The following is a 23,006-nucleotide window of genomic DNA, read 5'->3' as shown; positions in this document are numbered from 1 at the left end:
GTCACGAACGACCGCCCCACCGCCACCCGACACTCTGTAGCACCTCCACCGCGCCGGCCGGGACGAACCCCGGACAGGCCGGCAGACGAAGGAAGTAGGACCACCTTGCTCGACGTCAATGTCTTCGACGAGCTGCGTATCGGACTGGCCACGGCAGACGACATCCGTGACTGGTCTCACGGCGAGGTCAAGAAGCCTGAGACCATCAACTACCGCACCCTCAAGCCGGAGAAGGACGGGCTCTTCTGCGAGAAGATCTTCGGTCCCACCCGTGACTGGGAGTGCTACTGCGGCAAGTACAAGCGCGTGCGCTTCAAGGGCATCATCTGCGAGCGCTGCGGCGTCGAGGTGACGCGCTCGAAGGTGCGCCGCGAGCGCATGGGCCACATCGAGCTCGCCGCTCCTGTCACGCACATCTGGTTCTTCAAGGGTGTGCCCTCCCGCCTCGGTTACCTCCTCGACCTCGCGCCGAAGGACCTCGAGAAGGTCATCTACTTCGCCGCGTACATGATCACGTCGGTCGACGTCGAGGGCCGTCAGGAAGACCTCCCCAACCTCCAGAACGAGATCGACCTGGAGAAGAAGGAGATCACGGACCGTCGCGACAACGACATCAACACCCGTGCCCAGAAGCTCGAGGCCGACCTGGCCGCGCTCGAGGCCGAGGGCGCTCGCGCCGACGCCCGCCGCAAGGTCCGCGACTCGGCCGAGCGCGAGATGGCGGCGATCCGCAAGCGTTCCGACGCCGAGCTCGACCGCCTGGACCAGGTCTGGGACCGTTTCAAGAACCTCAAGGTCGCCGACCTCGAGGGCGACGAGATGCTGTACCGCGCCCTCCAGGACCGCTACGGCAACTACTTCGAGGGCTCGATGGGCGCCGCGGCGATCCAGAAGCGTCTCCAGGACTTCGACCTGGCTGCCGAGGCTGACCTCCTGCGCGAGATCATCCGCTCCGGCAAGGGCCAGAAGAAGACCCGTGCGCTCAAGCGCCTCAAGGTCGTCAACGCGTTCCTGACGACCACGAACTCGCCCACGGGCATGGTGCTGGACGCCGTCCCGGTCATCCCGCCGGACCTGCGCCCCATGGTGCAGCTCGACGGTGGCCGCTTCGCGACCTCGGACCTGAACGACCTGTACCGCCGCGTGATCAACCGGAACAACCGCCTCAAGCGTCTTCTCGACCTGGGCGCCCCGGAGATCATCGTCAACAACGAGAAGCGCATGCTGCAGGAAGCTGTGGACTCGCTCTTCGACAACGGCCGTCGTGGTCGCCCGGTCACGGGCCCCGGCAACCGTCCGCTGAAGTCGATCTCCGACATGCTCAAGGGCAAGCAGGGTCGATTCCGTCAGAACCTGCTCGGCAAGCGTGTCGACTACTCGGGCCGTTCGGTCATCGTGGTCGGCCCGCAGCTCAAGCTGCACCAGTGCGGTCTGCCCAAGCAGATGGCCCTCGAGCTCTTCAAGCCGTTCGTGATGAAGCGCCTCGTGGACCTGAACCACGCGCAGAACATCAAGAGCGCCAAGCGCATGGTCGAGCGCGCGCGCCCGGTCGTGTGGGACGTCCTCGAAGAGGTCATCACCGAGCACCCGGTGCTGCTCAACCGTGCACCGACGCTGCACCGTCTCGGCATCCAGGCGTTCGAGCCCCAGCTGGTCGAGGGCAAGGCCATCCACCTGCACCCGCTCGTGTGTGCCGCGTTCAACGCGGACTTCGACGGTGACCAGATGGCCGTGCACCTGCCGCTGTCGGCCGAGGCCCAGGCCGAGGCCCGCATCCTCATGCTCTCGAGCAACAACATCCTGAAGCCGTCGGACGGCCGTCCGGTGACCATGCCCTCGCAGGACATGATCATCGGTCTGTACCACCTGACGAACGACAAGAAGGATGCCAAGGGTGCAGGGCGTGCGTTCAGCTCCGTCGCCGAGGCCATCATGGCCTTCGACGGCGGGACGCTGGACCTGAACGCCGAGGTCAGCATCCGCATGGACGGCCTCGTCTTCGCCGAGGGAGAGGCCCCTGAGGGCTTCGTCCCCGGCGAGCCCTTCGTCTTCGGGACGACGCTCGGGCGCGCGCTCTTCAACGAGACGCTGCCCGTCAGCTACGGCTACGTCAACGGGATCGTCGACAAGAAGAAGCTGTCGACGATCGTCAACGAGCTCGCCGAGACCTACCCCAAGGTCGAGGTCGCTGCCTCGCTCGACGCTCTCAAGGAGGCCGGCTTCCGCTGGGCCACCCGTTCGGGTGTCACCATCGCGATCTCCGACGTCGCGACGCCGAGCGAGAAGGCCGCGATCCTGGAGGAGCACGAGGCTCGTGCGCTCAAGGTCCAGCAGGAGTACGAGCGTGGTCTGATCACCGACGACGAGCGCCGTCAGGAGCTCATCGAGATCTGGACCCAGGCCACCGACAAGGTCGCCACCGCGATGCGCGCGAGCTTCCCCGAGCGCAACACCGTCTACACGATGGTCGGCTCGGGTGCTCGTGGTAACTGGATGCAGGTCCGTCAGATCGCCGGTATGCGCGGCCTCGTGGCGAACCCGAAGGGCGAGATCATCCCCCGCCCGATCAAGTCCAACTACCGTGAGGGCCTCTCGGTCCTCGAGTACTTCATCGCGACCCACGGTGCCCGTAAGGGCCTCGCCGACACCGCTCTGCGTACGGCCGACTCGGGTTACCTGACCCGTCGTCTGGTCGACGTGTCGCAGGACGTCATCGTCCGTGAGGAGGACTGCGGCACCGAGCGTGGTCTGACGCTGCCCGTCGGGGAGAAGATCGGCGACCGCCTGGTCCGTCACGACAAGGTCGAGACGAGCATCTACTCCCGCACGCTGGCCTCCGACGTGCAGGACGCCGACGGCAACCTCATCGCCAAGGGAGGGGAGGACGCCGGTGACCTGGTCATCGACGCTCTCCTCGCTGCCGGGATCGACACGGTCAAGGTCCGCTCGGTCCTGACCTGCGAGTCCCGCGTCGGTACGTGCGCCAAGTGCTACGGCCGTTCGCTGGCCACCGGCAAGCTCGTCGACATCGGCGAGGCCGTCGGCATCATCGCGGCCCAGTCGATCGGTGAGCCCGGTACCCAGCTGACGATGCGTACCTTCCACACCGGTGGTGTGGCCTCCGCGGACGACATCACGCAGGGTCTGCCCCGTGTGACCGAGCTCTTCGAGGCACGTACCCCGAAGGGTGAGGGCCCCATCGCGGAGTTCTCGGGTCGTATCACGATCGACGAGGCGGAGCGCACGCGCCGCATCGTCCTGACCCCCGACGACGGCTCGGAAGAGCTCGCCTACCCGGTGACGAAGCGTTCGCGCCTCCTCGTCAGCGACGGCGACCACGTCGAGGTCGGCACGCAGCTGGTCCAGGGTGCGGTCGACCCCAAGAAGGTCCTGCGCATCCTCGGCCCCCGCGCCACCCAGAAGCACCTGGTGGACGAGGTCCAGGAGGTCTACCGCTCCCAGGGCGTGGACATCCACGACAAGCACATCGAGGTCATCGTGCGGCAGATGCTGCGTCGCGTGACCGTGCTGGACTCGGGCGACTCGCAGCTCCTCCCGGGCGAGCTGGCCGAGCGTGGGCGTTTCGAGGACCTCAACCGTCGCGCGGTGGCGGAGGGTGGCCAGCCGGCCTCCGGCCGTCCCGAGCTGATGGGCATCACGAAGGCGTCGCTCGCGACGGACTCGTGGCTCTCGGCGGCCTCCTTCCAGGAGACGACACGCGTCCTCACCGAGGCAGCGATGAGCGGTCGTCGTGACCCGCTCCTCGGCCTCAAGGAGAACGTCATCCTCGGTAAGCTCATCCCGGCCGGTACGGGTCTGCCCCGCTACCGCAACGTCGAGGTCGAGCCCACCGAGCAGGCCAAGACCGAGCTCTACCCGAGCTTCGGCTACGACGAGATCGACTTCCAGGGGCTCGGCATGGGCTCCGGCGAGGCGATCCCGCTCGAGGACCTGGACTTCGGCGACTACCGCTGATCCTGACCCAGCGGCCCCCCCGCCCCGCGGGGGAACGAGTAGCACAGGGGGTGGTCGTGGCGCGTTCGACGCGCCGCGATCACCCCCTCTCGCTTTGACTACCTGCCAACCGGCAGGTATCGTGAATGACCGTGCCCGCGCCGTCGGGCTTGCTGTGGTGTTCTCCAGCGAGCCGATGTGAGTGCGCGAGCATTCCGGTCCCTGTGTTCCTCGGATGATCCGTGGTTCGGGGCCCGGACCATCGAGCCGGTGGTACGTGGCGATTGCGACGCTCTGCGTCGCAGGTGCCGTTTGCCGTCGGCGCCCACAGCCCGTAGACCACCGCCGGGGTTCGCCCCGGTCCAGCTCGAGAAGACACGGAGACGTAGTGCCTACGATCCAGCAGCTCGTCCGCAAGGGGCGGACCTCGAAGGTCGGGAAGTCCAAGACTCCCGCCCTCAAGGGTTCCCCGCAGCGGCGTGGTGTGTGCACGCGTGTGTACACCACCACCCCCAAGAAGCCGAACTCCGCACTGCGCAAGGTCGCACGCGTGAAGCTGTCCTCGCAGGTCGAGGTCACCGCGTACATCCCCGGTGTCGGCCACAACCTCCAGGAGCACTCCATCGTGCTCGTCCGTGGCGGTCGTGTGAAGGACCTCCCCGGTGTCCGCTACAAGATCGTCCGTGGCGCACTCGACACCCAGGGCGTCAAGAACCGCAAGCAGGCTCGCAGCCGCTACGGCGCCAAGAAGGAGAAGAGCTAATGCCTCGTAAGGGCCCCGCCCCGAAGCGCCCGCTCATCGTCGACCCTGTCTACGGTTCCCCGGTCGTCACGCAGCTCATCAACAAGGTCCTCCTGGACGGCAAGAAGTCGACCGCCGAGGCGATCGTCTACGGTGCCCTCGAGGGTGTCCGCGCGAAGACCGACGGCGACCCCGTCGTCGTCCTCAAGCGTGCGCTCGAGAACGTGCGCCCGGCCCTCGAGGTCCGCTCCCGCCGCGTCGGTGGCGCGACCTACCAGGTCCCCGTCGAGGTGCGCCCCGTGCGTTCGACGACGCTCGCGCTGCGCTGGCTCACGGACTACTCGCGCGCCCGTCGCGAGAAGACCATGACCGAGCGCCTCATGAACGAGATCCTCGACGCGAGCAACGGCCTCGGTGCCGCGGTCAAGCGTCGCGAGGACATGCACAAGATGGCCGAGTCCAACAAGGCCTTCGCGCACTACCGCTGGTAGTCCGACCGACCGGCCCTGGGGGTTCACCCCCCGGGGCCGTCGGCGGGTCCAGCCGGCCTCTCGGTCGAAGCATCGCCCCCGACTCAACCCACACAAAGGGGAAGTACCCGTGGCACACGACGTGCTGACCGACCTGAACAAGGTCCGCAACATCGGCATCATGGCCCACATCGATGCCGGTAAGACCACGACCACCGAGCGCATCCTGTTCTACACCGGGGTGAACTACAAGATCGGTGAGACGCACGACGGCGCGTCGACGACCGACTGGATGGAGCAGGAGAAGGAGCGCGGCATCACGATCACGTCTGCCGCCGTGACCTGCTTCTGGAACAAGAACCAGATCAACATCATCGACACCCCGGGCCACGTGGACTTCACGGTCGAGGTCGAGCGCTCCCTGCGCGTGCTCGACGGCGCTGTTGCTGTCTTCGACGGCAAGGAGGGCGTCGAGCCCCAGTCCGAGACCGTCTGGCGCCAGGCCGACAAGTACAACGTCCCGCGCATCTGCTTCGTCAACAAGATGGACAAGCTCGGCGCGGACTTCTACTTCACGGTCGACACCATCGTGAACCGCCTCAAGGCCAAGCCGCTGGTCATCCAGCTGCCGATCGGCTCGGAGAGCGACTTCACGGGCGTCGTCGACCTGCTCGAGATGCGCGCGCTCGTCTGGCGCGGCGAGACCAAGATGGGCGAGGCCTACGAGATCGAGGAGATCCCCGCGGACCTCCTCGAGAAGGCCAAGACCTACCGTGCCGAGCTCGTCGAGAACGTCGCCGAGGCCGACGAGGAGCTTCTCGAGAAGTACCTCAACGGTGAGGAGCTGACGGTCCCGGAGATCAAGTCCGCGATCCGCAAGCTCACCGTCTCGGGCGAGGCCTTCCCCGTCCTGTGCGGCTCCGCTTTCAAGAACAAGGGCGTCCAGCCCATGCTCGACGCGGTCATCGACTACCTCCCCTCGCCCCTCGACGTCCCGGCCATCAACGGCCACGACGTCAAGGACGAGGAGAAGGTCGTCGAGCGCCACCCCGACGCCACGGAGCCCTTCGCGGCTCTGGCGTTCAAGGTCGCCTCGCACCCGTTCTTCGGCAAGCTGACGTACGTCCGCGTCTACTCCGGCCAGGTCACGCCGGGCACCCAGGTGCTCAACGCGACCAAGGGCAAGAAGGAGCGTCTGGGCAAGATCTTCCAGATGCACTCCAACAAGGAGAACGCGGTCGAGCTCGGCAGCGCCGGCCACATCTACGCGTTCATCGGCCTCAAGGACACGACGACCGGTGACACCCTGTGTGACATCGCGAACCCCGTCGTCCTCGAGTCGATGACCTTCCCGGAGCCCGTCATCGACGTGGCGATCGAGCCCAAGACGAAGGCCGACCAGGAGAAGCTCTCGGTCGCCATCCAGAAGCTCGCCGAGGAGGACCCGACCTTCCGCGTCAAGCTCGACGAGGAGACCGGCCAGACCGTCATCGGCGGCATGGGCGAGCTCCACCTCGACATCCTCGTCGACCGTATGCGTCGTGAGTTCAACGTCGAGGCGAACGTCGGCAAGCCGCAGGTCGCGTACCGCGAGACCATCCGCCGCGCGGCGGAGAAGATCGACTACACGCACAAGAAGCAGACCGGTGGTTCGGGTCAGTTCGCCAAGGTGCAGGTCACCTTCGAGCCTCTCGACCTGACCGACGGCGGCGAGCTCTACGAGTTCAAGAACGCCGTCACCGGTGGTCGCATCCCGCGTGAGTACATCCCGTCGGTCGACGCCGGTATCCAGGCCGCCCTCCAGCTGGGTGTCCTCGCCGGCTTCCCGCTCGTGGGCGTGAAGGCTACGCTCATCGACGGCGCGTACCATGATGTCGACTCCTCGGAGATGGCATTCAAGATTGCCGGCTCGATGGTCCTCAAGGAGGGCGTCAAGCGGGCGGACCCGGTTCTGCTGGAGCCGGTCATGGCGGTCGAGGTGCGTACGCCCGAGGAGTACATGGGCGACGTGATCGGTGACCTCAACTCTCGTCGCGGCATGATCCAGTCCATGGAGGACGCGACGGGTGTCAAGGTCATCCGTGCTCAAGTACCGTTGTCCGAGATGTTCGGGTACATCGGCGACCTGCGGTCCAAGACCCAGGGTCGTGCTGTGTACTCGATGTCATTCGACAGCTATGCCGAGGTCCCTCGGAACGTTGCCGAAGAGATCATCAAGAAGACCCGGGGCGAGTGAGTCCCCACAGGTCGAAGACCCTGTAACAACCATCAACCTGTAGCGACCCGCACGCCCCGCAGATGTCTTGTGCATCTGCATCGTTCGGCACAACTACCCAAGTCCCAGGAGGACCCCAGTGGCGAAGGCCAAGTTCGAGCGGACCAAGCCGCACGTCAATGTCGGCACCATCGGTCACGTCGACCACGGTAAGACGACCCTGACGGCAGCGATCTCCAAGGTGCTGCACGACAAGTACCCGGACGTGAACCCCGAGTTCAAGTTCGACGAGATCGACAAGGCTCCGGAAGAGAAGCAGCGCGGTATCACGATCAACATCGCGCACATCGAGTACGAGACGGAGAAGCGTCACTACGCTCACGTCGACGCTCCCGGGCACGCCGACTACATCAAGAACATGATCACCGGTGCCGCTCAGATGGACGGCGCGATCCTCGTGGTCGCGGCGACCGACGGCCCCATGGCTCAGACGCGTGAGCACGTGCTGCTCGCCCGCCAGGTGGGTGTCCCCTACCTGCTGGTCGCGCTGAACAAGTCCGACATGGTCGAGGACGAGGAAATCCTCGAGCTCGTCGAGATGGAGGTGCGTGAGCTCCTCTCGTCGCAGGGCTTCGACGGCGACGAGGCCCCCGTGGTCCGCGTCTCCGGTCTGAAGGCTCTCGAGGGCGACCCCGAGTGGGTCAAGTCCGTCGAGGCGCTCATGGAGGCCGTGGACGAGAACGTCCCCGAGCCCGTCCGTGAGCTCGACAAGCCCTTCCTCATGCCTGTCGAGGACGTCTTCACGATCACCGGTCGTGGCACCGTCGTCACCGGCAAGGTCGAGCGCGGTACCCTCGCGGTCAACTCCGAGGTCGAGATCGTCGGCATCCGCAACCCGCAGAAGACCACGGTCACGGGTATCGAGACGTTCCACAAGCAGATGGACGAGGCTCAGGCCGGCGACAACACCGGTCTGCTGCTCCGCGGCATCAAGCGCGAGGACGTCGAGCGCGGCCAGGTCGTCGTCAAGCCGGGTTCGATCACCCCGCACACCGACTTCGAGGCTCAGGTCTACATCCTGGGCAAGGACGAGGGTGGGCGTCACAACCCGTTCTACTCGAACTACCGCCCGCAGTTCTACTTCCGCACCACGGACGTCACCGGCGTCATCACGCTGCCCGAGGGCACCGAGATGGTCATGCCTGGTGACAACACCGAGATGACGGTCGCGCTGATCCAGCCGATCGCCATGGAGGAGGGCCTCGGCTTCGCCATCCGTGAGGGCGGCCGTACGGTCGGTTCGGGCCGTGTCACGAAGATCATCAAGTGATCTTCTGACCACCTGATCCACTCCGGCCGGTCCTGAGCCTCACGCTCAGGGCAGCCGGGAAGGATTGAACGAAGGGCCCGGGTACCGCAAGGTACCCGGGCCCTTCGTCGTCCCCGGACGCCCGACACGGACTCTCGAGGCGAGCCCCGACGTCGTCGTCACCGTGGGCTGACGCCGGGGCGGCCCAGGTGCCGCAGCTGCTCGCCGCCGTGACGGCCGTCGGACGTCGTGCGGTCCGACGAGCTGGTCGTGGCCGGTGCACGGCCGGTCGCGGGGGAGCGGGCAGCGCGTGACTCCGGGTGAGGATTCGACTCCGGGCCGGGGTCGCGTCAGATCGTGCGAGACTCGACTCGAGGGCGAAGAGGGCAGGCCGACAGGGCCCGGTGCGGTGATCTCGCACCGATCTCGATTCCGGACGGGGCGTGGCCGACCTGCATCGATGCAGGTGAGGAGCGTGCGGTCGGGTACGGGGCTCTCCGGGGGAGCCGGCCGTCGGTGTGAAGGCCGTCACTTCGTCCTGCGAGGTCCGATCTGGCGGTTACCCTAGAAGTACCGACAAGCCCGCACTGCGCGTGAGCGTGTCGGTCGGAGCGTGGGGACAGTCCCTCTGAGGGCAGAGTCACACGCGCAACGATTGGTCTTCCACGAGTTCCTGTGGCAGACTGTTCAGGTTGCCTGTTACGGGTGCGCTCTTTCATGTGTCGAACAGTGTGTTGAACCGCTAAGCATGCGGACCTCGGTATTCCGGGGTTGCCGCGGGTTGAACTCTCTGTCGATACGGATCGAGGACCCCGCGGAGCTCAGGTTCTGCACAGGCTCGACAACGTTGTGAACGGCTGTGACGCCGTCGGGCGCCAGAAGTTGGCCCGATGCGTGAGCGGTTCACATATCCAACGGCCCTGCACCGTTCCTCGGTGCGTGCGCTGGGTAGGTCGCGATACGCGACACGCCCGAGCGCGTGGGTCGGACAGCTAGCGGTTCGAGAGAGAGAGTCAGACGACGCCATGGCGGGACAGAAGATCCGCATCCGGCTCAAGTCCTACGACCACGAGGTGATTGACAGCTCGGCGCGCAAGATCGTCGACACTGTCACCCGCGCTGGTGCAACGGTCGTGGGCCCGGTGCCGCTGCCGACGGAGAAGAACGTCTTCTGCGTCATCCGGTCGCCTCACAAGTACAAGGACAGCCGCGAGCACTTCGAGATGCGCACGCACAAGCGGCTTATCGACATCATCGATCCCACTCCGAAGGCCGTCGACTCGCTCATGCGTCTCGACCTGCCTGCGGACGTGAACATCGAGATCAAGCTCTGAGGCGGGAGGACAACATGACTACCCCCCAGCAGAACGAGCGGCCCGTCACGGCCGTGCTCGGTACGAAGCTCGGCATGACCCAGCTCTGGGACGAGGCCGGTCGCCTGGTTCCCGTCACGGTCGTTGCCGTGGGCACGAACGTCGTGACCCAGGTCCGTACCGAAGAGGTCGACGGCTACAGCGCGGTCCAGCTGGCTGCAGGCCAGATCGACCCGCGCAAGGTCACGAAGCCCCTCAAGGGTCACTTCGAGAAGGCCGGCGTCACGCCGCGCCGTCACGTGACCGAGGTCCGCACGACCAACGCCGGTGAGTACACCCTCGGCCAGGAGATCACCGCGGAGGTCTTCACGGCCGGCGCGAAGGTCGACGTCCAGGGCACCACCAAGGGCAAGGGCACGGCCGGTGTCATGAAGCGTCACGGCTTCCACGGCGCCCCGGCCTCCCACGGTGCACACCGTAACCACCGCAAGCCTGGTTCGATCGGTGGGGCCTCGACCCCGGGTCGAGTCTTCAAGGGCGTGCGCATGGCTGGTCGCATGGGTTTCGACCAGCAGACCACGCAGAACCTGACCGTCCACGCGGTCGACGCAGAGAAGGGTCTGCTGCTCGTCAAGGGCGCAGTGCCCGGCCCCAAGGGCGGCGTCGTCCTCGTGCGTAGCGCCGTGAAGGGAGCATGACACTCATGGCAGCTCTCACTGTTGACGTCCTCGACGCCACGGGCAAGAAGGCCGGCACCGCCGAGCTTCCCGCCGAGGTGTTCGACGTCCAGACGAACGTCCCGCTGATCCACCAGGTTGTCGTCGCGCAGCTCGCTGCAGCCCGTCAGGGCACGCACGACACCAAGAGCCGCGGCGAGGTCCGCGGTGGTGGACGCAAGCCGTACAAGCAGAAGGGCACCGGCCGCGCCCGTCAGGGTTCGACCCGTGCGCCTCAGTTCGCCGGCGGTGGGGTCGTTCACGGCCCGACGCCGCGCGACTACAGCCAGCGCACCCCCAAGAAGATGAAGGCTGCTGCCCTGCGCGGCGCCCTCTCCGACCGGGCTCGTGCAGGCCGTGTCCACGTCGTGTCCGGCTTCGGGATCGACGGCCAGCCGTCGACCAAGGCCGCGATCTCCTCGCTCGCCAACCTCTCTCCCCGCAAGCACGTGCTCGTGGTGCTGGAGCGCGGCGACGAGCTGACGAGCAAGTCCCTCCGCAACGCGGAGCAGGTGCACCTCCTGGTCGCAGACCAGCTGAACACCTACGACGTGCTGGTCTCCGACGACGTGGTCTTCACCGAGGGCGCACTCGCTGCGTTCCTCGCCGGACCCGCCACGGGCTCGTCGGTCAAGGCCGTCGCGTCCGAGTCGGAAGCAGCTGACGAGGCCGAGGAGGCCGCGAAGTGACCGCCGTGACGAAGGACCCCCGCGACATCCTGCTCGCGCCGGTGGTCTCCGAGAAGAGCTACGGGCTCCTCGACGAGGGTAAGTACACCTTCCTCGTGGACCCGCGGGCCAACAAGACCGAGATCAAGATCGCTGTCGAGCAGATCTTCTCGGTCAAGGTTGCCTCCGTGAACACGATCAACCGCAAGGGCAAGACCCGGCGGACGCGTTTCGGACTGGGCAAGCGCAAGGACACCAAGCGTGCGATCATCACCCTCCGCGAGGGCACGATCGACATCTTCGGCGGGCCGGTCGGCTGAGGCCGGACGAGAGCAGATTGAGGACAGATCCCCATGGGAATCCGTAAGTACAAGCCGACGACGCCCGGCCGCCGCGGCTCGAGCGTTGCCGACTTCGTCGAGATCACGCGCTCGCAGCCGGAGAAGTCGCTGGTCCGTCCGCTCACCAAGAGCGGTGGCCGCAACAGCACCGGTCGCATCACCACCCGTCACAAGGGTGGTGGCCACAAGCGCGCATACCGAGTCATCGACTTCCGTCGTCACGACAAGGACGGCGTGCCCGCGAAGGTCGCTCACATCGAGTACGACCCCAACCGCACGGCACGCATCGCGCTCCTGCACTACGCGGACGGCGAGAAGCGCTACATCATCGCGCCGAACAAGCTGAAGCAGGGCGACGTCATCGAGAACGGCGCCGGCGCCGACATCAAGCCCGGCAACAACCTGCCGTTGCGCAACATCCCGACCGGTACGGTCATCCACGCCATCGAGCTCAAGCCCGGTGGCGGCGCGAAGATCGCCCGTTCGGCTGGTGCCTCCGTGCAGCTCGTCGCCAAGGACGGCCCCTACGCCCAGCTGCGTATGCCGTCCGGTGAGATCCGCAACGTCGACCTGCGCTGCCGCGCCACGGTCGGCGAGGTGGGCAACGCCGAGCAGTCGAACATCAACTGGGGCAAGGCCGGCCGTATGCGTTGGAAGGGCAAGCGCCCCTCCGTCCGTGGTGTCGCCATGAACCCGATCGACCACCCTCACGGTGGTGGTGAAGGCAAGACCTCCGGTGGACGTCACCCGGTCAGCCCCTGGGGCCAGGCCGAAGGTCGTACCCGCCGTCCCAACAAGCCGAGCGACAAGCTGATCGTGCGTCGTCGCCGTACCGGCAAGAAGCGCTGATAGGAGCCTGACAGATGCCACGCAGCCTGAAGAAGGGCCCCTTCGTCGATGGACACCTTCAGAAGAAGGTGGACGTCCAGAACGAGAAGGGGACCAAGAACGTCATCAAGACCTGGTCCCGTCGGTCGGTCATCACGCCCGACTTCCTCGGTCACACTTTTGCCGTGCACGACGGACGCAAGCACACTCCGGTGTTCGTCACCGAGTCGATGGTTGGCCACAAGCTCGGCGAGTTCGCACCCACCCGGACCTTCCGCGGCCACGTGAAGGACGACAAGAAGGGCCGTCGTCGCTGATCTGCGTGCAGACGCAGATCAAGAGACGGCGACTCCGAACGTCATGACGAGACAAGAAGGCAGGACAGCAATGGAAGCCAAGGCGCAGGCGCGGTTCGTCCGTGTCACGCCCCAGAAGGCCCGGCGCGTCGTGGACCTCATCCGTGGCAAGCAGGCCACCGAGGCCGTCGCGGTGCTGAAGTTCGCACCGCAGGCCGCGAGTGAGCCCATCCGCAAGGTCGTGGAGAGCGCGATCGCGAACGCACGGGTGAAGGCCGACCGCGCGAGCGTGGCATTCGACGAGCAGGAGCTCGTCGTTGCCCAGGCGTTCGTGGACGAGGGCCCGACCCTCAAGCGGTTCCGGCCTCGCGCTCAGGGGCGCGCGAGCCAGATCCTCAAGCGGACGAGCCACATCACCGTGGTTCTCGTTCCGCGCGAAGACACGAAGGGAAGGGCCCGATAGTGGGACAGAAGGTTCACCCGCACGGGTACCGCCTCGGCATCACCACCGACCACCGGTCGCGTTGGTTCGCCGACAGCACCAAGCCCGGACAGCGGTACCGCGACTACGTCCGTGAGGACGTCCAGATCCGCAAGCTCATGGCCACCGGCCTCGAGCGTGCCGGCATCTCCAAGGTCGAGATCGAGCGCACCCGCGACCGTGTTCGTGTGGACATCCACACCGCACGTCCGGGCATCGTCATCGGCCGCCGTGGCGCAGAGGCAGACCGCATCCGCGGCGAGCTCGAGAAGCTCACGGGCAAGCAGGTCCAGCTCAACATCCTCGAGGTCAAGAACGCTGAGATCGATGCTCAGCTCGTGGCCCAGGGGATCGCGGAGCAGCTCGCGAGCCGCGTGTCCTTCCGTCGTGCGATGCGCAAGGGCATGCAGTCCGCGCAGCGCGCCGGCGCTAAGGGCATCCGTGTCCAGTGCTCGGGTCGTCTCGGCGGCGCCGAGATGAGCCGCTCGGAGTTCTACCGCGAAGGCCGTGTGCCGCTGCACACGCTCCGCGCGAACATCGACTACGGCTTCTTCGAGGCCCGCACCACCTTCGGCCGTATCGGCGTCAAGGTGTGGATCTACAAGGGCGACATGACCGAGAAGGAGTTCGCTGCGCAGCAGGCGACCGCCGCTCCCCGCCAGGGCCGTGGTGGCCCCCGCGGTGGCGACCGTCCTGACCGTGGTGGAGACCGTCGCGGTGCTGGTCGTCGCAACGAGCGTCCGGCACAGTCCGAGGCACCTGCAGCTGCAGGGGCGGAGGCACCTGTCGCCGAGAAGGCTCCTGAGTCCGGAACGGAGGCCTGAGCATGCTTATCCCGCGCAGGCTGAAGCACCGCAAGCAGCACCACCCCTCGCGCTCCGGCGCCTCGAAGGGTGGCAACCAGATCGCGTTCGGCGAGTTCGGCATCCAGGCTCTCGAGCCTGCGTACGTCACGAACCGCCAGATCGAGGCTGCTCGTATCGCGATGACCCGCCACATCAAGCGAGGCGGAAAGGTCTGGATCAACATCTATCCGGACCGCCCGCTGACCAAGAAGCCGGCGGAGACCCGCATGGGTTCTGGTAAGGGTTCGCCCGAGTGGTGGATCGCCAACGTCAAGCCCGGCCGTATCATCTTCGAGCTGGCCGGTGTACCGGAGCCCCTGGCTCGCGAGGCCATGCGCCGCGCGATCCACAAGCTCCCGATGAAGTGCCGTTTCGTGGTGCGCGAGGGTGGTGGCAACTGATGGCTATCGGAACCAAGGAACTGGGTTCGAGCGAGCTGGACACGTTCGATGACGAGAAGCTCGTCGCCGAGCTGAAGAAGGCCAAGGAGGAGCTTTTCAACCTCCGTTTCCAGTCGGCCACCGGTCAGCTGGAGAGCCACGGTCGCCTGAAGGCCGTGCGTCGCGACATCGCTCGGATCTACACGATCCTGCGCGAGCGCGAGCTCGGTATCCGTACCGCACCGAGCGTGAGTGAGTGAGGCTGGAATGAGCGAGAACGCAACGAACGCCGCACCGGTGACCGAGACGGCCGCTGACCAGCGCGCCAACCGCAAGACGCGGCGCGGCTACGTGGTGAGCGACAAGATGGACAAGACCGTCGTGATCGAGGTCGAGGACCGGGTCAAGCACCCGCTCTACGGCAAGGTCATCCGGCGCACGAGCAAGGTCAAGGTCCACGACGAGCAGAATGCTGCCGGCGTCGGTGACCTCGTCCTTATCATGGAGACCCGCCCGCTGTCCGCGACCAAGCGGTGGCGCCTGGTGGAGATCCTCGAGAAGGCCAAGTAGGCCCTGCGCCTACCAGGTCGTGACGGGCGGGGGTCCCGTCCGTCACGACCGGTCTCGGGCCGCACCAAGGTGCGGCAACCAGTAGACAGGGCGGCGGGACCCCGCCGCACCTGGCCGGTTCACCCGCAAGGGACCCGGCACTGACAGCTATCCGTTCGGCAAGGCTCGCTCAGCGAGAACCGGCTCGACGACAGGAGTTCACTAAATGATCCAGCAGGAGTCGCGACTTCGCGTCGCCGACAACACGGGTGCCAAGGAGATTCTCTGCATCCGTGTTCTCGGTGGTTCGGGCCGTCGCTACGCCGGAATCGGCGACGTCATCGTCGCAACCGTCAAGGACGCTATCCCCGGCGGCAACGTGAAGAAGGGCGATGTCGTGAAGGCGGTCATCGTCCGCACCGCCAAGGAGCGTCGTCGTCCGGACGGTTCCTACATCAAGTTTGACGAGAACGCGGCCGTGATCCTCAAGAACGACGGCGAGCCTCGTGGCACGCGCATCTTCGGCCCCGTGGGCCGCGAGCTGCGTGACAAGCGGTTCATGAAGATCATCTCGCTGGCTCCGGAGGTGCTCTGAACATGGCGAAGATCAAGAAGGGCGACCTGGTGGTCGTCATCTCTGGCAAGGACCGTACCCAGCAGGGTCGCGTGCTCGAGGTCCTCACGGACTCCGACCGCGTGATCGTCGAGGGCATCAACCGCGTCACGAAGCACACCAAGGTGGGTCAGTCCCAGCGCGGGACGCGTACCGGTGGCATCGAGGTCGTCGAGGCGCCGATCCACGTGAGCAACGTGATGGTCGTCGACCCGGAGACCAAGAAGGGCACCCGCGTCGGGTACCGCACCGAAGAGGTCGAGCGTGACGGCCGTACGCGTAACGTCCGCGTGCGCGTCGCCAAGCGTTCCGGTAAGGACATCTGATGAGCACTGAACTGCAAGCCCCGGAGATCGCGCGTCTCAAGCAGCGCTACCGCGACGAGATCGTCGCCGGGCTCCTCGAGGAGTTCGGCCACGAGAACGTCAACCAGGTTGCACGACTGACGAAGATCGTCGTCAACATGGGTGTCGGCGACGCGGCCAAGGACTCGAAGCTCATCGAAGGTGCCATCCGCGACCTCTCGGCCATCACCGGCCAGAAGCCGCAGGTCACCAAGGCCCGCAAGTCCATCGCTCAGTTCAAGCTGCGTGAGGGCATGCCGATCGGCGCGCACGTCACGCTGCGCGGCGAGCGCATGTGGGAGTTCCTCGACCGCCTGCTGTCCATCGCACTGCCGCGTATCCGCGACTTCCGCGGCCTGTCGCCCAAGCAGTTCGACGGACACGGCAACTACACCTTCGGTCTTACGGAGCAGTCGATGTTCCACGAGATCGACCAGGACAAGATCGATCGCGTCCGCGGTATGGACATCACGATCGTGACGACGGCGACGACCGATGACGAGGGCCGCTCTCTGCTGCGCCGTCTCGGCTTCCCCTTCAAGGAGCAGAACTGATATGGCGAAGAAGGCCCTGGTCAACAAGGCAGCCGCAAAGCCTAAGTTCGCGGTTCGCGCCTACACTCGCTGCCAGAAGTGCGGTCGCCCGCACTCCGTGTACCGCAAGTTCGGCCTGTGCCGTATCTGCGTTCGCGAGATGGCACACCGTGGCGAGCTTCCCGGCGTCACCAAGAGCAGCTGGTAACAACTACGTCGTAGGTCTGGCACGGTTCCCCACGGGGAACCGGCCAGATACCCCGGCGAGGAAGGGCTGAAGCCCAATGACGATGACCGACCCGATCGCAGACATGCTGACCCGTCTGCGTAACGCGAACTCGGCTTACCACGAGACGGTTCAGATGCCGTTCTCGAAGCTGAAGTCGCACATTGCTGAGATCCTGCAGGCCGAGGGCTACATCTCCGGCTGGACCGTCGAGGACGCCCCCGTGGGCAAGTACCTCACGATCCAGCTGAAGTTCGGCCCGAACCGTGAGCGCTCCCTTGCTGGCGTGCGCCGCGTGTCGAAGCCCGGCCTGCGTGTGTACGCGAAGTCGACCAACCTGCCCAAGGTTCTCGGTGGCCTCGGCGTGGCGATCCTGTCCACGTCCTCCGGCCTCCTGACCGACCGTCAGGCAGCCAAGAAGGGCGTGGGCGGAGAAGTCCTCGCCTACGTCTGGTAATCGGAAAGGAGAGATACGCCATGTCTCGTATCGGCAAGATCCCCGTTCCGGTTCCCGCCGGAGTGGATGTCACGATCAGCGGCGCACTGGTGACGGTCAAGGGCCCGAAGGGTTCCTTGGAGCACACCATCCCCGCCCCCATCGAGGTCTCCCAGGACGCCTCCACCCTCGTGGTGACGCGCCCCAACGAAGAGCGTTCATCTCGCGCTCTGCACGGCCTGACCCGCACGCTTCTCGCGAACCTGGTGACTGGTGTCACCGAGGGCTACGAGAAGAAGCTCGAGATCGTCGGTACCGGTTACCGCGTGACCGCGAAGGGCACTGACCTGGAGTTCGCTCTGGGCTTCAGCCACCCCGTCGTGGTGTCCGCGCCCGCTGGTATCACCTTCGCTGTCGAGTCCCCGACCAAGTTCTCGGTCGCGGGCATCGACAAGCAGCAGGTCGGCGAGGTCGCTGCGAACATCCGCAAGATCCGCAAGCCCGAGCCGTACAAGGGCAAGGGTGTGCGGTACGCCGGCGAGGTCGTCCGCCGCAAGGTCGGAAAGGCTGGTAAGTAACGATGGCTCTCAAGGTTCTCGGCAAGGGCAAGGCGGTCTCGCGCAAGCGCCGCCACCTCCGCCTGCGCAAGAAGATTGCCGGCACGGCTGCTCGTCCCCGCCTCGTGGTGACGCGCTCCGCGCGCCACATCACGGCGCAGATCGTGGACGACACGATCGGCCAGACCGTTGCTTCCGCTTCGACCATCGAGGGCGACCTGCGGTCGCTCGAGGGCGACAAGAGCGCGAAGGCCCGCAAGGTCGGCGAGCTCGTCGCAGAGCGTGCCAAGGCCGCTGGCGTCGACTCGGTCGTCTTCGACCGCGGTGGCAACAAGTACCACGGCCGGGTGGCTGCAGTCGCCGACGGGGCCCGCGAAGGCGGTCTGTCCCTGTGATGATGGCCGAAACCACCACCGTGTACACGGTACGGAAGCAAAGGATTCTCTGATGGCTGCAGGGCAGCGCAGCAGCACCGGCGCCCCTACGGGTGCCGCCAACGAGTCGACCGACCGCAACTCCGGAGGCCGGGGCGACGCTCGTCGCGACGGTCGTCGGGGTGACGGTCGCCGTGGTGACGCCGCCGAGAAGAACGCCTTCGTCGAGCGCGTCGTCACCATCAACCGCGTGTCCAAGGTCGTCAAGGGCGGCCGTCGCTTCAGCTTCACCGCGCTCGTCGTGGTGGGCGATGGTGACGGTACCGTCGGTGTCGGCTACGGCAAGGCGAAGGAAGTTCCCGCGGCGATCGCCAAGGGTGTCGAGGAAGCCAAGAAGAACTTCTTCAAGGTTCCCCGCATCCAGGGCACCATCCCTCACCCCATCCAGGGCGAGGCAGCCGCCGGTGTCGTCTTCCTGCGTCCGGCCGCTCCGGGTACCGGTGTTATCGCCGGTGGACCGGTGCGCGCCGTGCTGGAGTGCGCGGGCATCCACGACGTCCTGAGCAAGTCGCTCGGTTCGTCCAACGCGATCAACATCGTGCACGCAACGGTCGAGGCACTGCGCAACCTGGAGCAGCCTGAGGCTGTTGCAGCGCGCCGTGGCCTGCCGCTCGAGGCAGTGGCTCCGGCCGCCCTCCTGCGTGCACGTGCAGCTGGGGTAGGTGCGTGATGGCTCGACTCAAGGTGACCCAGACGAAGTCCGCCATCGGCGGCAAGCAGAATCAGCGCGACACGCTGCGCACTCTGGGCCTCAAGCGGATCGGCGACACCGCCGTGAAGGAGGACCGCCCGGAGATCCGCGGCATGGTCGCAACGGTGGCGCACCTCGTCGCCGTTGAGGAGGTCGAGTGATCATGGCTGAGAAGGCCAAGAAGGAGACCGCGGTCGAGGCTTCGACCGACGCTCCCAAGAAGAAGGCTCCTGCCAAGAAGGCTGCTGTCGCCGAGGCCCCTAAGGCCGAGGCTCAGCAGACCGTCGGCGCTGGTGGCACCCTGAAGGTGCACCACCTCCGTCCGGCCCCCGGCGCCAAGAAGGCCAAGACCCGTGTGGGTCGTGGTGAGGCGTCGAAGGGTAAGACGGCCGGCCGTGGTACCAAGGGCCAGAAGGCTCGTTACCAGGTGCCGGAGCGTTTCGAGGGTGGTCAGATGCCGCTGCACATGCGTCTGCCCAAGCTTCGTGGCTTCAAGAACCCGTTCCGCACGGAGTACCAGGTCGTGAACCTGGACAAGCTCTCCGCGCTGTACCCCGAGGGTGGCTCCGTCACCGTCGAGGACCTGGTCGCCAAGGGAGCCGTCCGCAAGGGCGAGCTCGTCAAGGTGCTCGGCACGGGTGAGATCACCGTCAAGCTCGAGGTCGCGGTCGACGCGCTCTCTGGTTCCGCCAAGGACAAGATCCTTGCGGCCGGTGGCTCCATCTCGGAGAACTGATACGAAGGACAGGGCCGATAGCGCTATGCGCTGTCGGCCCTGTCTGCGTCTAGAGGCGTGGTAGCCGGTGCCAGCCTCGCTCGGGGGAACGTAGAATCACTGCCGGTTGTCTCAAATTGCCGTCCATCGCGGCGCAGCGGCTAAGGTGCCCAGTGGCGTCCCGTGCCGGGTGCGTCACATCTCGCCGAACCCCGGCGACACGACATCCCGCCTCGAGCGGGCCAGGAGGATAGGTGCTCAGCGCATTCGCCCGGGCTTTCCGGACACCTGACCTGCGGCGCAAGCTGCTGTTCACGATCGCCATCATGGCGATCTTCCGTGTGGGCTCGTTCATCCCTACCCCCGGCGTGGACTATGCCAACGTCCAGCAGTGCATTGATTCCCAGGGGCAGAACGACCTCCTCGGAATGGTCAACCTGTTCAGCGGTGGAGCTCTGCTCCAGCTCTCGATCTTCGCGCTCGGCATCATGCCGTACATCACCGCGAGCATCATCGTGCAGCTGCTCCGCGTGGTCATCCCTCACTTCGAGGCGCTGCACAAGGAAGGCCAGTCCGGTACCGCGAAGCTCACGCAGTACACGCGCTACCTGACCATCGCTCTCGCGATCCTGCAGTCCACGACGGTGATCACCACTGCCCGCAGCGGCTTCCTCTTCCCGAACTGCCCGGTCGAGGTCATCCCGAACGACAGCTTCATGACCTCGGCCCTCATGGTGATCACCATGACCGCCGGTACCGGTCTGATCATGTGGCTCGGTGAGCTGATCTCGGAGCGCGGCGTCGGCAACGGCATGTCGCTCCTCATCTTCACCTCGATCGCCGCCAGCTTCCCCACGGCGCTGTGGTCCATCGCGGGTGGCGCCAACGGCGCCGTGAACTTCACCATCATGATCGCGGTCATCATCCTGGTCATCGGGCTCGTCGTCTTCGTCGAGCAGTCCCAGCGCAGAGTGCCGGTGCAGTACGCGAAGCGCATGGTCGGACGCAAGATGTACGGCGGCTCCAGCACCTACATCCCCATCAAGATCAACATGTCGGGTGTCATCCCCGTCATCTTCGCGTCGTCGCTGCTCGCGGTCCCCGGCCTCATCGCCCAGTTCGGCGACGCGACGGCCGGATGGGTCCAGTGGGTCTCGAAGTACCTCGCGGACCCGGCCTCGCCGATCCACATCTCGATCTACGTGCTCCTGATCGTCTTCTTCTGCTTCTTCTACACGGCCATCACGTTCAACCCGGACGAGGTCGCCGACAACATGAAGAAGTACGGCGGCTTCATCCCCGGCATCCGTGCCGGCCGGCCGACGGCGGAGTACCTGGACTACGTCATCACCCGCATCACCTCTGCGGGTGCCATCTACCTCGCGCTCGTTGCGCTCATCCCGACGCTCGTCCTCGTCCTGCTGGGGGTGAGCACGAACATCCCGTTCGGCGGTAGCTCGATCCTCATCGTCGTGGGCGTCGGCCTCGAGACGGTCAAGCAGATCGACTCGCAGCTGCAGCAGCGTCACTACGAAGGGTTCTTGCGTTGACCGAATCGACTCCCACTGCAGCGTCCTCCGCGGAGGGCTCCGCTCGCCTGATCATCATGGGTCCCCAGGGTGCAGGCAAGGGCACCCAGGCGGCGCGCCTGGCGGAGCACTACGGCATCCCTGCGATCTCCACGGGCGACATCTTCCGTGCGAACATCAAGGGCGGCACCGAGCTGGGCAGGCTCGTTCAGGAGTACACCGCGAAGGGTGAGCTCGTCCCGGACTCCGTGACGAACGAGATGGTCCGTGACCGTCTCGCTCAGGACGACGTGGCGCGCGGCTTCATCCTCGACGGCTACCCGCGCAACGCGGCGCAGGTCGTCGAGCTCGACGAGATCCTCGCGGACCTCGGCGTCCGGCTGGATGCCGTCCTCGAGCTCACCGCGGACCGCGACGAGCTCCTCGCTCGTCTGCGCAAGCGCGCCGAGATCGAAGGTCGCGAGGACGACACCGAGGAGGCGATCGCCCGCCGTCTGGACATCTACGCCGAGCAGACGGCTCCGCTCACCTCCGCCTACGCCGAGCGCGGTCTGCTCGCCCAGGTCGACGGTATCGGTGAGATCGACGACGTGACCTCGCGTCTCGTCGAGGCGCTCGCGCCTCTCGTCGGCTGACCCGGGACGGTTGGGGCGAGACGTGTTCGGTCGCGAGAAGATCGAGTACAAGACGGTCGACCAGGTGCGCACCATGCGCCGGGCGGGCCTGGTGGTCGCTGACGCGCTCGCCACGGTCCGCTCGGCGGTGCGTCCCGGCATGACGACCGCGGACCTGGACGCCCTGGCGGCGGCTGTCATCGGCGACGCCGGTGCCACCCCGTCGTTCCTGGGATACCACGGCTACCCGGCGACGCTCTGCGTCTCGGTGAACGACGAGGTCGTGCACGGTATCCCCGGGACGCGCGAGCTCCTCCCGGGCGACGTGGTCTCGGTCGACTGCGGCGCGATCGTCGACGGCTGGCACGGGGACTCCGCGTTCTCGTTCGTGCTGCCGGAGGCCGACGCAGCGGACCTCGCGCTCGTCGAGGCGACCGAACGGGCGCTCTGGGCGGGCATCGCCGCGCTGGCCACGGGTGAGCGGCTGGGCGACGTCGGGAACGCGGTCGAGGACTCGATCGAGGCCTCGGCTGCCGCGGACGGCGTCGCGTACGGGATCATCGAGGAGTACGTCGGCCACGGCATCGGTACCTCGATGCACCAGCCGCCGGACGTCCTGAACTACCGGACGCGGGAGCGCGGCCCTCGGCTCAAGCCGGGCATGTGCCTCGCGATCGAGCCGATGGTGACGCGTGGCGAGCGGTTCACGCAGGTTCTCGAGGACGACTGGACGGTCGTGACCGACGACGGCGCCCGTGCTGCTCACTGGGAGCACAGCGTCGCGATCCTCGAGGACGGGATCTGGGTCCTGACGGCCCCTGACGGCGGTGCGGCCAAGCTCGCCGAGCTCGGTGTCACGATCGCCCCGCTCGACGCCTGACGGCCCTGTTCAGCCAGCCCCCGCCCAGGCGTGGGCCGGCGTCAGACCCGGCCCGTCCCGCCCTTCATGGTCCGGGCGGGCCGTCGGCCGTCGGGCGAGCCGTCGCTCGCCCGAGCACCAAGCACCGCGCACCGCGCACCGCGCACCGCGCAGCACGGTGACGGGGTGCACAACCCTGCGGTTCCCTCGCGGTGATCCATGCCGTAGGATAGTCCGCTGGGTGTAGTCCGCGTTTCCCGTGCGAGTCGAACTGACCGACGACGGGCCGGACCACACACGACGTCCACTCACCGGTCCTCGTAGAGCACGGGTGCGTGGGAAGCAGTT

Annotated in this window: 29 protein-coding genes; all 29 read left to right on the top strand. The window is 66.4% G+C overall.

All coding sequences use genetic code 11. The features are described 5' to 3' along the window. Nucleotides 1–105 precede the first annotated feature (105 nt). Complete coding sequence (locus tag H9641_RS04575; protein WP_191801419.1) at nt 106–3,975, top strand: DNA-directed RNA polymerase subunit beta'; 3,870 nt, start codon at nt 106–108, stop codon at nt 3,973–3,975. A gap of 367 nt (nt 3,976–4,342) precedes the next feature. Beyond that, the gene (gene rpsL / locus H9641_RS04570) at nt 4,343–4,717 is read left to right on the top strand and encodes a 30S ribosomal protein S12 (protein ID WP_021479869.1); all 375 of its coding nucleotides are present in this window, start codon (nt 4,343–4,345) and stop codon (nt 4,715–4,717) included. Further along, nucleotides 4,717–5,187: a 30S ribosomal protein S7 gene (rpsG, locus tag H9641_RS04565; RefSeq protein ID WP_191801416.1), complete on the top strand. Its 471-nt coding sequence runs from the start codon at nt 4,717–4,719 to the stop codon at nt 5,185–5,187. Before rpsL ends, rpsG begins: the two co-directional genes overlap by 1 nt. Nucleotides 5,188–5,296: 109 nt before the next feature. Then, a complete protein-coding gene (gene fusA / locus H9641_RS04560; protein ID WP_191801413.1) occupies nt 5,297–7,402 on the top strand; it encodes an elongation factor G in 2,106 nt (701 codons plus the stop codon). A gap of 118 nt (nt 7,403–7,520) precedes the next feature. After that, the gene (gene tuf, locus H9641_RS04555) at nt 7,521–8,711 is read left to right on the top strand and encodes an elongation factor Tu (protein ID WP_056653755.1); all 1,191 of its coding nucleotides are present in this window, start codon (nt 7,521–7,523) and stop codon (nt 8,709–8,711) included. 1,004 nt (nt 8,712–9,715) lie between these two features. Further along, the gene (gene rpsJ, locus H9641_RS04550; RefSeq protein WP_012867945.1) at nt 9,716–10,024 is read left to right on the top strand and encodes a 30S ribosomal protein S10; all 309 of its coding nucleotides are present in this window, start codon (nt 9,716–9,718) and stop codon (nt 10,022–10,024) included. Between the two features lie 14 nt (nt 10,025–10,038). Next, the gene (gene rplC / locus H9641_RS04545; protein WP_191801411.1) at nt 10,039–10,701 is read left to right on the top strand and encodes a 50S ribosomal protein L3; all 663 of its coding nucleotides are present in this window, start codon (nt 10,039–10,041) and stop codon (nt 10,699–10,701) included. A gap of 5 nt (nt 10,702–10,706) precedes the next feature. Then, nucleotides 10,707–11,408 (top strand): 50S ribosomal protein L4, encoded by a 702-nt coding sequence (rplD, locus tag H9641_RS04540; protein ID WP_056653761.1) that lies wholly within the window; start codon nt 10,707–10,709, stop codon nt 11,406–11,408. Further along, nucleotides 11,405–11,707 (top strand): 50S ribosomal protein L23, encoded by a 303-nt coding sequence (gene rplW, locus H9641_RS04535; protein WP_056653763.1) that lies wholly within the window; start codon nt 11,405–11,407, stop codon nt 11,705–11,707. The genes rplD and rplW overlap by 4 nt, the downstream gene beginning before the upstream one ends. Before the next feature lie 33 nt (nt 11,708–11,740). Continuing rightward, nucleotides 11,741–12,577 carry a 50S ribosomal protein L2 gene (gene rplB, locus H9641_RS04530; RefSeq protein WP_056653766.1) on the top strand — a complete coding sequence of 279 codons (837 nt, stop codon included), beginning with the start codon at nt 11,741–11,743 and terminating at the stop codon, nt 12,575–12,577. Nucleotides 12,578–12,591: 14 nt separating this feature from the next. Then, on the top strand, nt 12,592–12,873 hold the full coding sequence (gene rpsS / locus H9641_RS04525) for a 30S ribosomal protein S19 (protein WP_012867940.1): 282 nt from the start codon (nt 12,592–12,594) through the stop codon (nt 12,871–12,873). A 70-nt stretch (nt 12,874–12,943) separates the two neighbouring features. Then, entirely contained in the window at nt 12,944–13,315 is a 372-nt protein-coding gene (gene rplV / locus H9641_RS04520; RefSeq protein WP_030151935.1) for a 50S ribosomal protein L22, read from the top strand. Beyond that, nucleotides 13,315–14,157: a 30S ribosomal protein S3 gene (gene rpsC / locus H9641_RS04515; protein ID WP_030151934.1), complete on the top strand. Its 843-nt coding sequence runs from the start codon at nt 13,315–13,317 to the stop codon at nt 14,155–14,157. The genes rplV and rpsC overlap by 1 nt, the downstream gene beginning before the upstream one ends. Before the next feature lie 2 nt (nt 14,158–14,159). Beyond that, complete coding sequence (rplP, locus tag H9641_RS04510; protein ID WP_191801409.1) at nt 14,160–14,579, top strand: 50S ribosomal protein L16; 420 nt, start codon at nt 14,160–14,162, stop codon at nt 14,577–14,579. Next, nucleotides 14,579–14,818 carry a 50S ribosomal protein L29 gene (gene rpmC, locus H9641_RS04505; protein ID WP_056653772.1) on the top strand — a complete coding sequence of 80 codons (240 nt, stop codon included), beginning with the start codon at nt 14,579–14,581 and terminating at the stop codon, nt 14,816–14,818. The genes rplP and rpmC overlap by 1 nt, the downstream gene beginning before the upstream one ends. Before the next feature lie 7 nt (nt 14,819–14,825). Further along, nucleotides 14,826–15,128: a 30S ribosomal protein S17 gene (gene rpsQ, locus H9641_RS04500; protein ID WP_056653775.1), complete on the top strand. Its 303-nt coding sequence runs from the start codon at nt 14,826–14,828 to the stop codon at nt 15,126–15,128. A 205-nt stretch (nt 15,129–15,333) separates the two neighbouring features. Continuing rightward, nucleotides 15,334–15,702, top strand: a complete 369-nt coding sequence (gene rplN / locus H9641_RS04495; protein WP_056653778.1) for a 50S ribosomal protein L14 — start codon at nt 15,334–15,336, stop codon at nt 15,700–15,702. A gap of 2 nt (nt 15,703–15,704) precedes the next feature. Then, nucleotides 15,705–16,046: a 50S ribosomal protein L24 gene (gene rplX / locus H9641_RS04490; protein WP_056653782.1), complete on the top strand. Its 342-nt coding sequence runs from the start codon at nt 15,705–15,707 to the stop codon at nt 16,044–16,046. Beyond that, a complete protein-coding gene (gene rplE, locus H9641_RS04485) occupies nt 16,046–16,618 on the top strand; it encodes a 50S ribosomal protein L5 (RefSeq protein WP_056653785.1) in 573 nt (190 codons plus the stop codon). Before rplX ends, rplE begins: the two co-directional genes overlap by 1 nt. A 1-nt stretch (nt 16,619) precedes the next feature. Next, a complete protein-coding gene (locus H9641_RS04480) occupies nt 16,620–16,805 on the top strand; it encodes a type Z 30S ribosomal protein S14 (protein WP_012867931.1) in 186 nt (61 codons plus the stop codon). Between the two features lie 76 nt (nt 16,806–16,881). Then, nucleotides 16,882–17,280 carry a 30S ribosomal protein S8 gene (rpsH, locus tag H9641_RS04475; protein WP_030151928.1) on the top strand — a complete coding sequence of 133 codons (399 nt, stop codon included), beginning with the start codon at nt 16,882–16,884 and terminating at the stop codon, nt 17,278–17,280. Between the two features lie 20 nt (nt 17,281–17,300). Next, complete coding sequence (gene rplF / locus H9641_RS04470) at nt 17,301–17,837, top strand: 50S ribosomal protein L6 (RefSeq protein ID WP_056653788.1); 537 nt, start codon at nt 17,301–17,303, stop codon at nt 17,835–17,837. A gap of 2 nt (nt 17,838–17,839) precedes the next feature. Then, entirely contained in the window at nt 17,840–18,211 is a 372-nt protein-coding gene (gene rplR / locus H9641_RS04465) for a 50S ribosomal protein L18 (RefSeq protein WP_056653792.1), read from the top strand. A 52-nt stretch (nt 18,212–18,263) separates the two neighbouring features. Next, the gene (gene rpsE, locus H9641_RS04460; protein WP_056653795.1) at nt 18,264–18,920 is read left to right on the top strand and encodes a 30S ribosomal protein S5; all 657 of its coding nucleotides are present in this window, start codon (nt 18,264–18,266) and stop codon (nt 18,918–18,920) included. Further along, nucleotides 18,920–19,102 (top strand): 50S ribosomal protein L30, encoded by a 183-nt coding sequence (gene rpmD, locus H9641_RS04455; RefSeq protein ID WP_030151924.1) that lies wholly within the window; start codon nt 18,920–18,922, stop codon nt 19,100–19,102. The genes rpsE and rpmD overlap by 1 nt, the downstream gene beginning before the upstream one ends. Before the next feature lie 2 nt (nt 19,103–19,104). Continuing rightward, nucleotides 19,105–19,677 carry a 50S ribosomal protein L15 gene (rplO, locus tag H9641_RS04450; protein ID WP_082609121.1) on the top strand — a complete coding sequence of 191 codons (573 nt, stop codon included), beginning with the start codon at nt 19,105–19,107 and terminating at the stop codon, nt 19,675–19,677. 233 nt (nt 19,678–19,910) lie between these two features. Beyond that, a complete protein-coding gene (gene secY / locus H9641_RS04445; RefSeq protein ID WP_191801407.1) occupies nt 19,911–21,206 on the top strand; it encodes a preprotein translocase subunit SecY in 1,296 nt (431 codons plus the stop codon). A 56-nt stretch (nt 21,207–21,262) separates the two neighbouring features. Then, nucleotides 21,263–21,820: an adenylate kinase gene (locus H9641_RS04440; RefSeq protein WP_191801536.1), complete on the top strand. Its 558-nt coding sequence runs from the start codon at nt 21,263–21,265 to the stop codon at nt 21,818–21,820. 22 nt (nt 21,821–21,842) lie between these two features. Further along, entirely contained in the window at nt 21,843–22,679 is an 837-nt protein-coding gene (map, locus tag H9641_RS04435) for a type I methionyl aminopeptidase (RefSeq protein WP_191801405.1), read from the top strand. The last annotated feature ends 327 nt before the right edge of the window (nt 22,680–23,006 follow it).

The sequence above is a fragment of the Oerskovia merdavium genome, from assembly GCF_014836755.1.
GTDB lineage: Bacteria > Actinomycetota > Actinomycetes > Actinomycetales > Cellulomonadaceae > Oerskovia > Oerskovia merdavium.
The sequence above is the reverse complement of the archived record's forward strand: the minus strand, read 5'-3'. Positions and strand labels throughout refer to the sequence as shown.

Excerpts from the sequence above, each read along its gene's own strand:
- rpsG (WP_191801416.1), top strand. The coding sequence starts at position 4,717 with ATGCCTCGTAAGGGCCCCGCCCCGAAGCGCCCGCTCATCGTCGACCCT.
- rpsJ (WP_012867945.1), top strand. The coding sequence starts at position 9,716 with ATGGCGGGACAGAAGATCCGCATCCGGCTCAAGTCCTACGACCACGAG.
- rplC (WP_191801411.1), top strand. The coding sequence starts at position 10,039 with ATGACTACCCCCCAGCAGAACGAGCGGCCCGTCACGGCCGTGCTCGGT.
- rplD (WP_056653761.1), top strand. The coding sequence starts at position 10,707 with ATGGCAGCTCTCACTGTTGACGTCCTCGACGCCACGGGCAAGAAGGCC.
- rplB (WP_056653766.1), top strand. The coding sequence starts at position 11,741 with ATGGGAATCCGTAAGTACAAGCCGACGACGCCCGGCCGCCGCGGCTCG.
- rpsS (WP_012867940.1), top strand. The coding sequence starts at position 12,592 with ATGCCACGCAGCCTGAAGAAGGGCCCCTTCGTCGATGGACACCTTCAG.
- rplV (WP_030151935.1), top strand. The coding sequence starts at position 12,944 with ATGGAAGCCAAGGCGCAGGCGCGGTTCGTCCGTGTCACGCCCCAGAAG.
- rplP (WP_191801409.1), top strand. The coding sequence starts at position 14,160 with ATGCTTATCCCGCGCAGGCTGAAGCACCGCAAGCAGCACCACCCCTCG.
- rpmC (WP_056653772.1), top strand. The coding sequence starts at position 14,579 with ATGGCTATCGGAACCAAGGAACTGGGTTCGAGCGAGCTGGACACGTTC.
- rpsQ (WP_056653775.1), top strand. The coding sequence starts at position 14,826 with ATGAGCGAGAACGCAACGAACGCCGCACCGGTGACCGAGACGGCCGCT.
- rplN (WP_056653778.1), top strand. The coding sequence starts at position 15,334 with ATGATCCAGCAGGAGTCGCGACTTCGCGTCGCCGACAACACGGGTGCC.
- rplX (WP_056653782.1), top strand. The coding sequence starts at position 15,705 with ATGGCGAAGATCAAGAAGGGCGACCTGGTGGTCGTCATCTCTGGCAAG.
- rplE (WP_056653785.1), top strand. The coding sequence starts at position 16,046 with ATGAGCACTGAACTGCAAGCCCCGGAGATCGCGCGTCTCAAGCAGCGC.
- H9641_RS04480 (WP_012867931.1), top strand. The coding sequence starts at position 16,620 with ATGGCGAAGAAGGCCCTGGTCAACAAGGCAGCCGCAAAGCCTAAGTTC.
- rpsH (WP_030151928.1), top strand. The coding sequence starts at position 16,882 with ATGACGATGACCGACCCGATCGCAGACATGCTGACCCGTCTGCGTAAC.
- rplF (WP_056653788.1), top strand. The coding sequence starts at position 17,301 with ATGTCTCGTATCGGCAAGATCCCCGTTCCGGTTCCCGCCGGAGTGGAT.
- rplR (WP_056653792.1), top strand. The coding sequence starts at position 17,840 with ATGGCTCTCAAGGTTCTCGGCAAGGGCAAGGCGGTCTCGCGCAAGCGC.
- rpsE (WP_056653795.1), top strand. The coding sequence starts at position 18,264 with ATGGCTGCAGGGCAGCGCAGCAGCACCGGCGCCCCTACGGGTGCCGCC.
- rpmD (WP_030151924.1), top strand. The coding sequence starts at position 18,920 with ATGGCTCGACTCAAGGTGACCCAGACGAAGTCCGCCATCGGCGGCAAG.
- rplO (WP_082609121.1), top strand. The coding sequence starts at position 19,105 with ATGGCTGAGAAGGCCAAGAAGGAGACCGCGGTCGAGGCTTCGACCGAC.
- H9641_RS04440 (WP_191801536.1), top strand. The coding sequence starts at position 21,263 with ATGGGTCCCCAGGGTGCAGGCAAGGGCACCCAGGCGGCGCGCCTGGCG.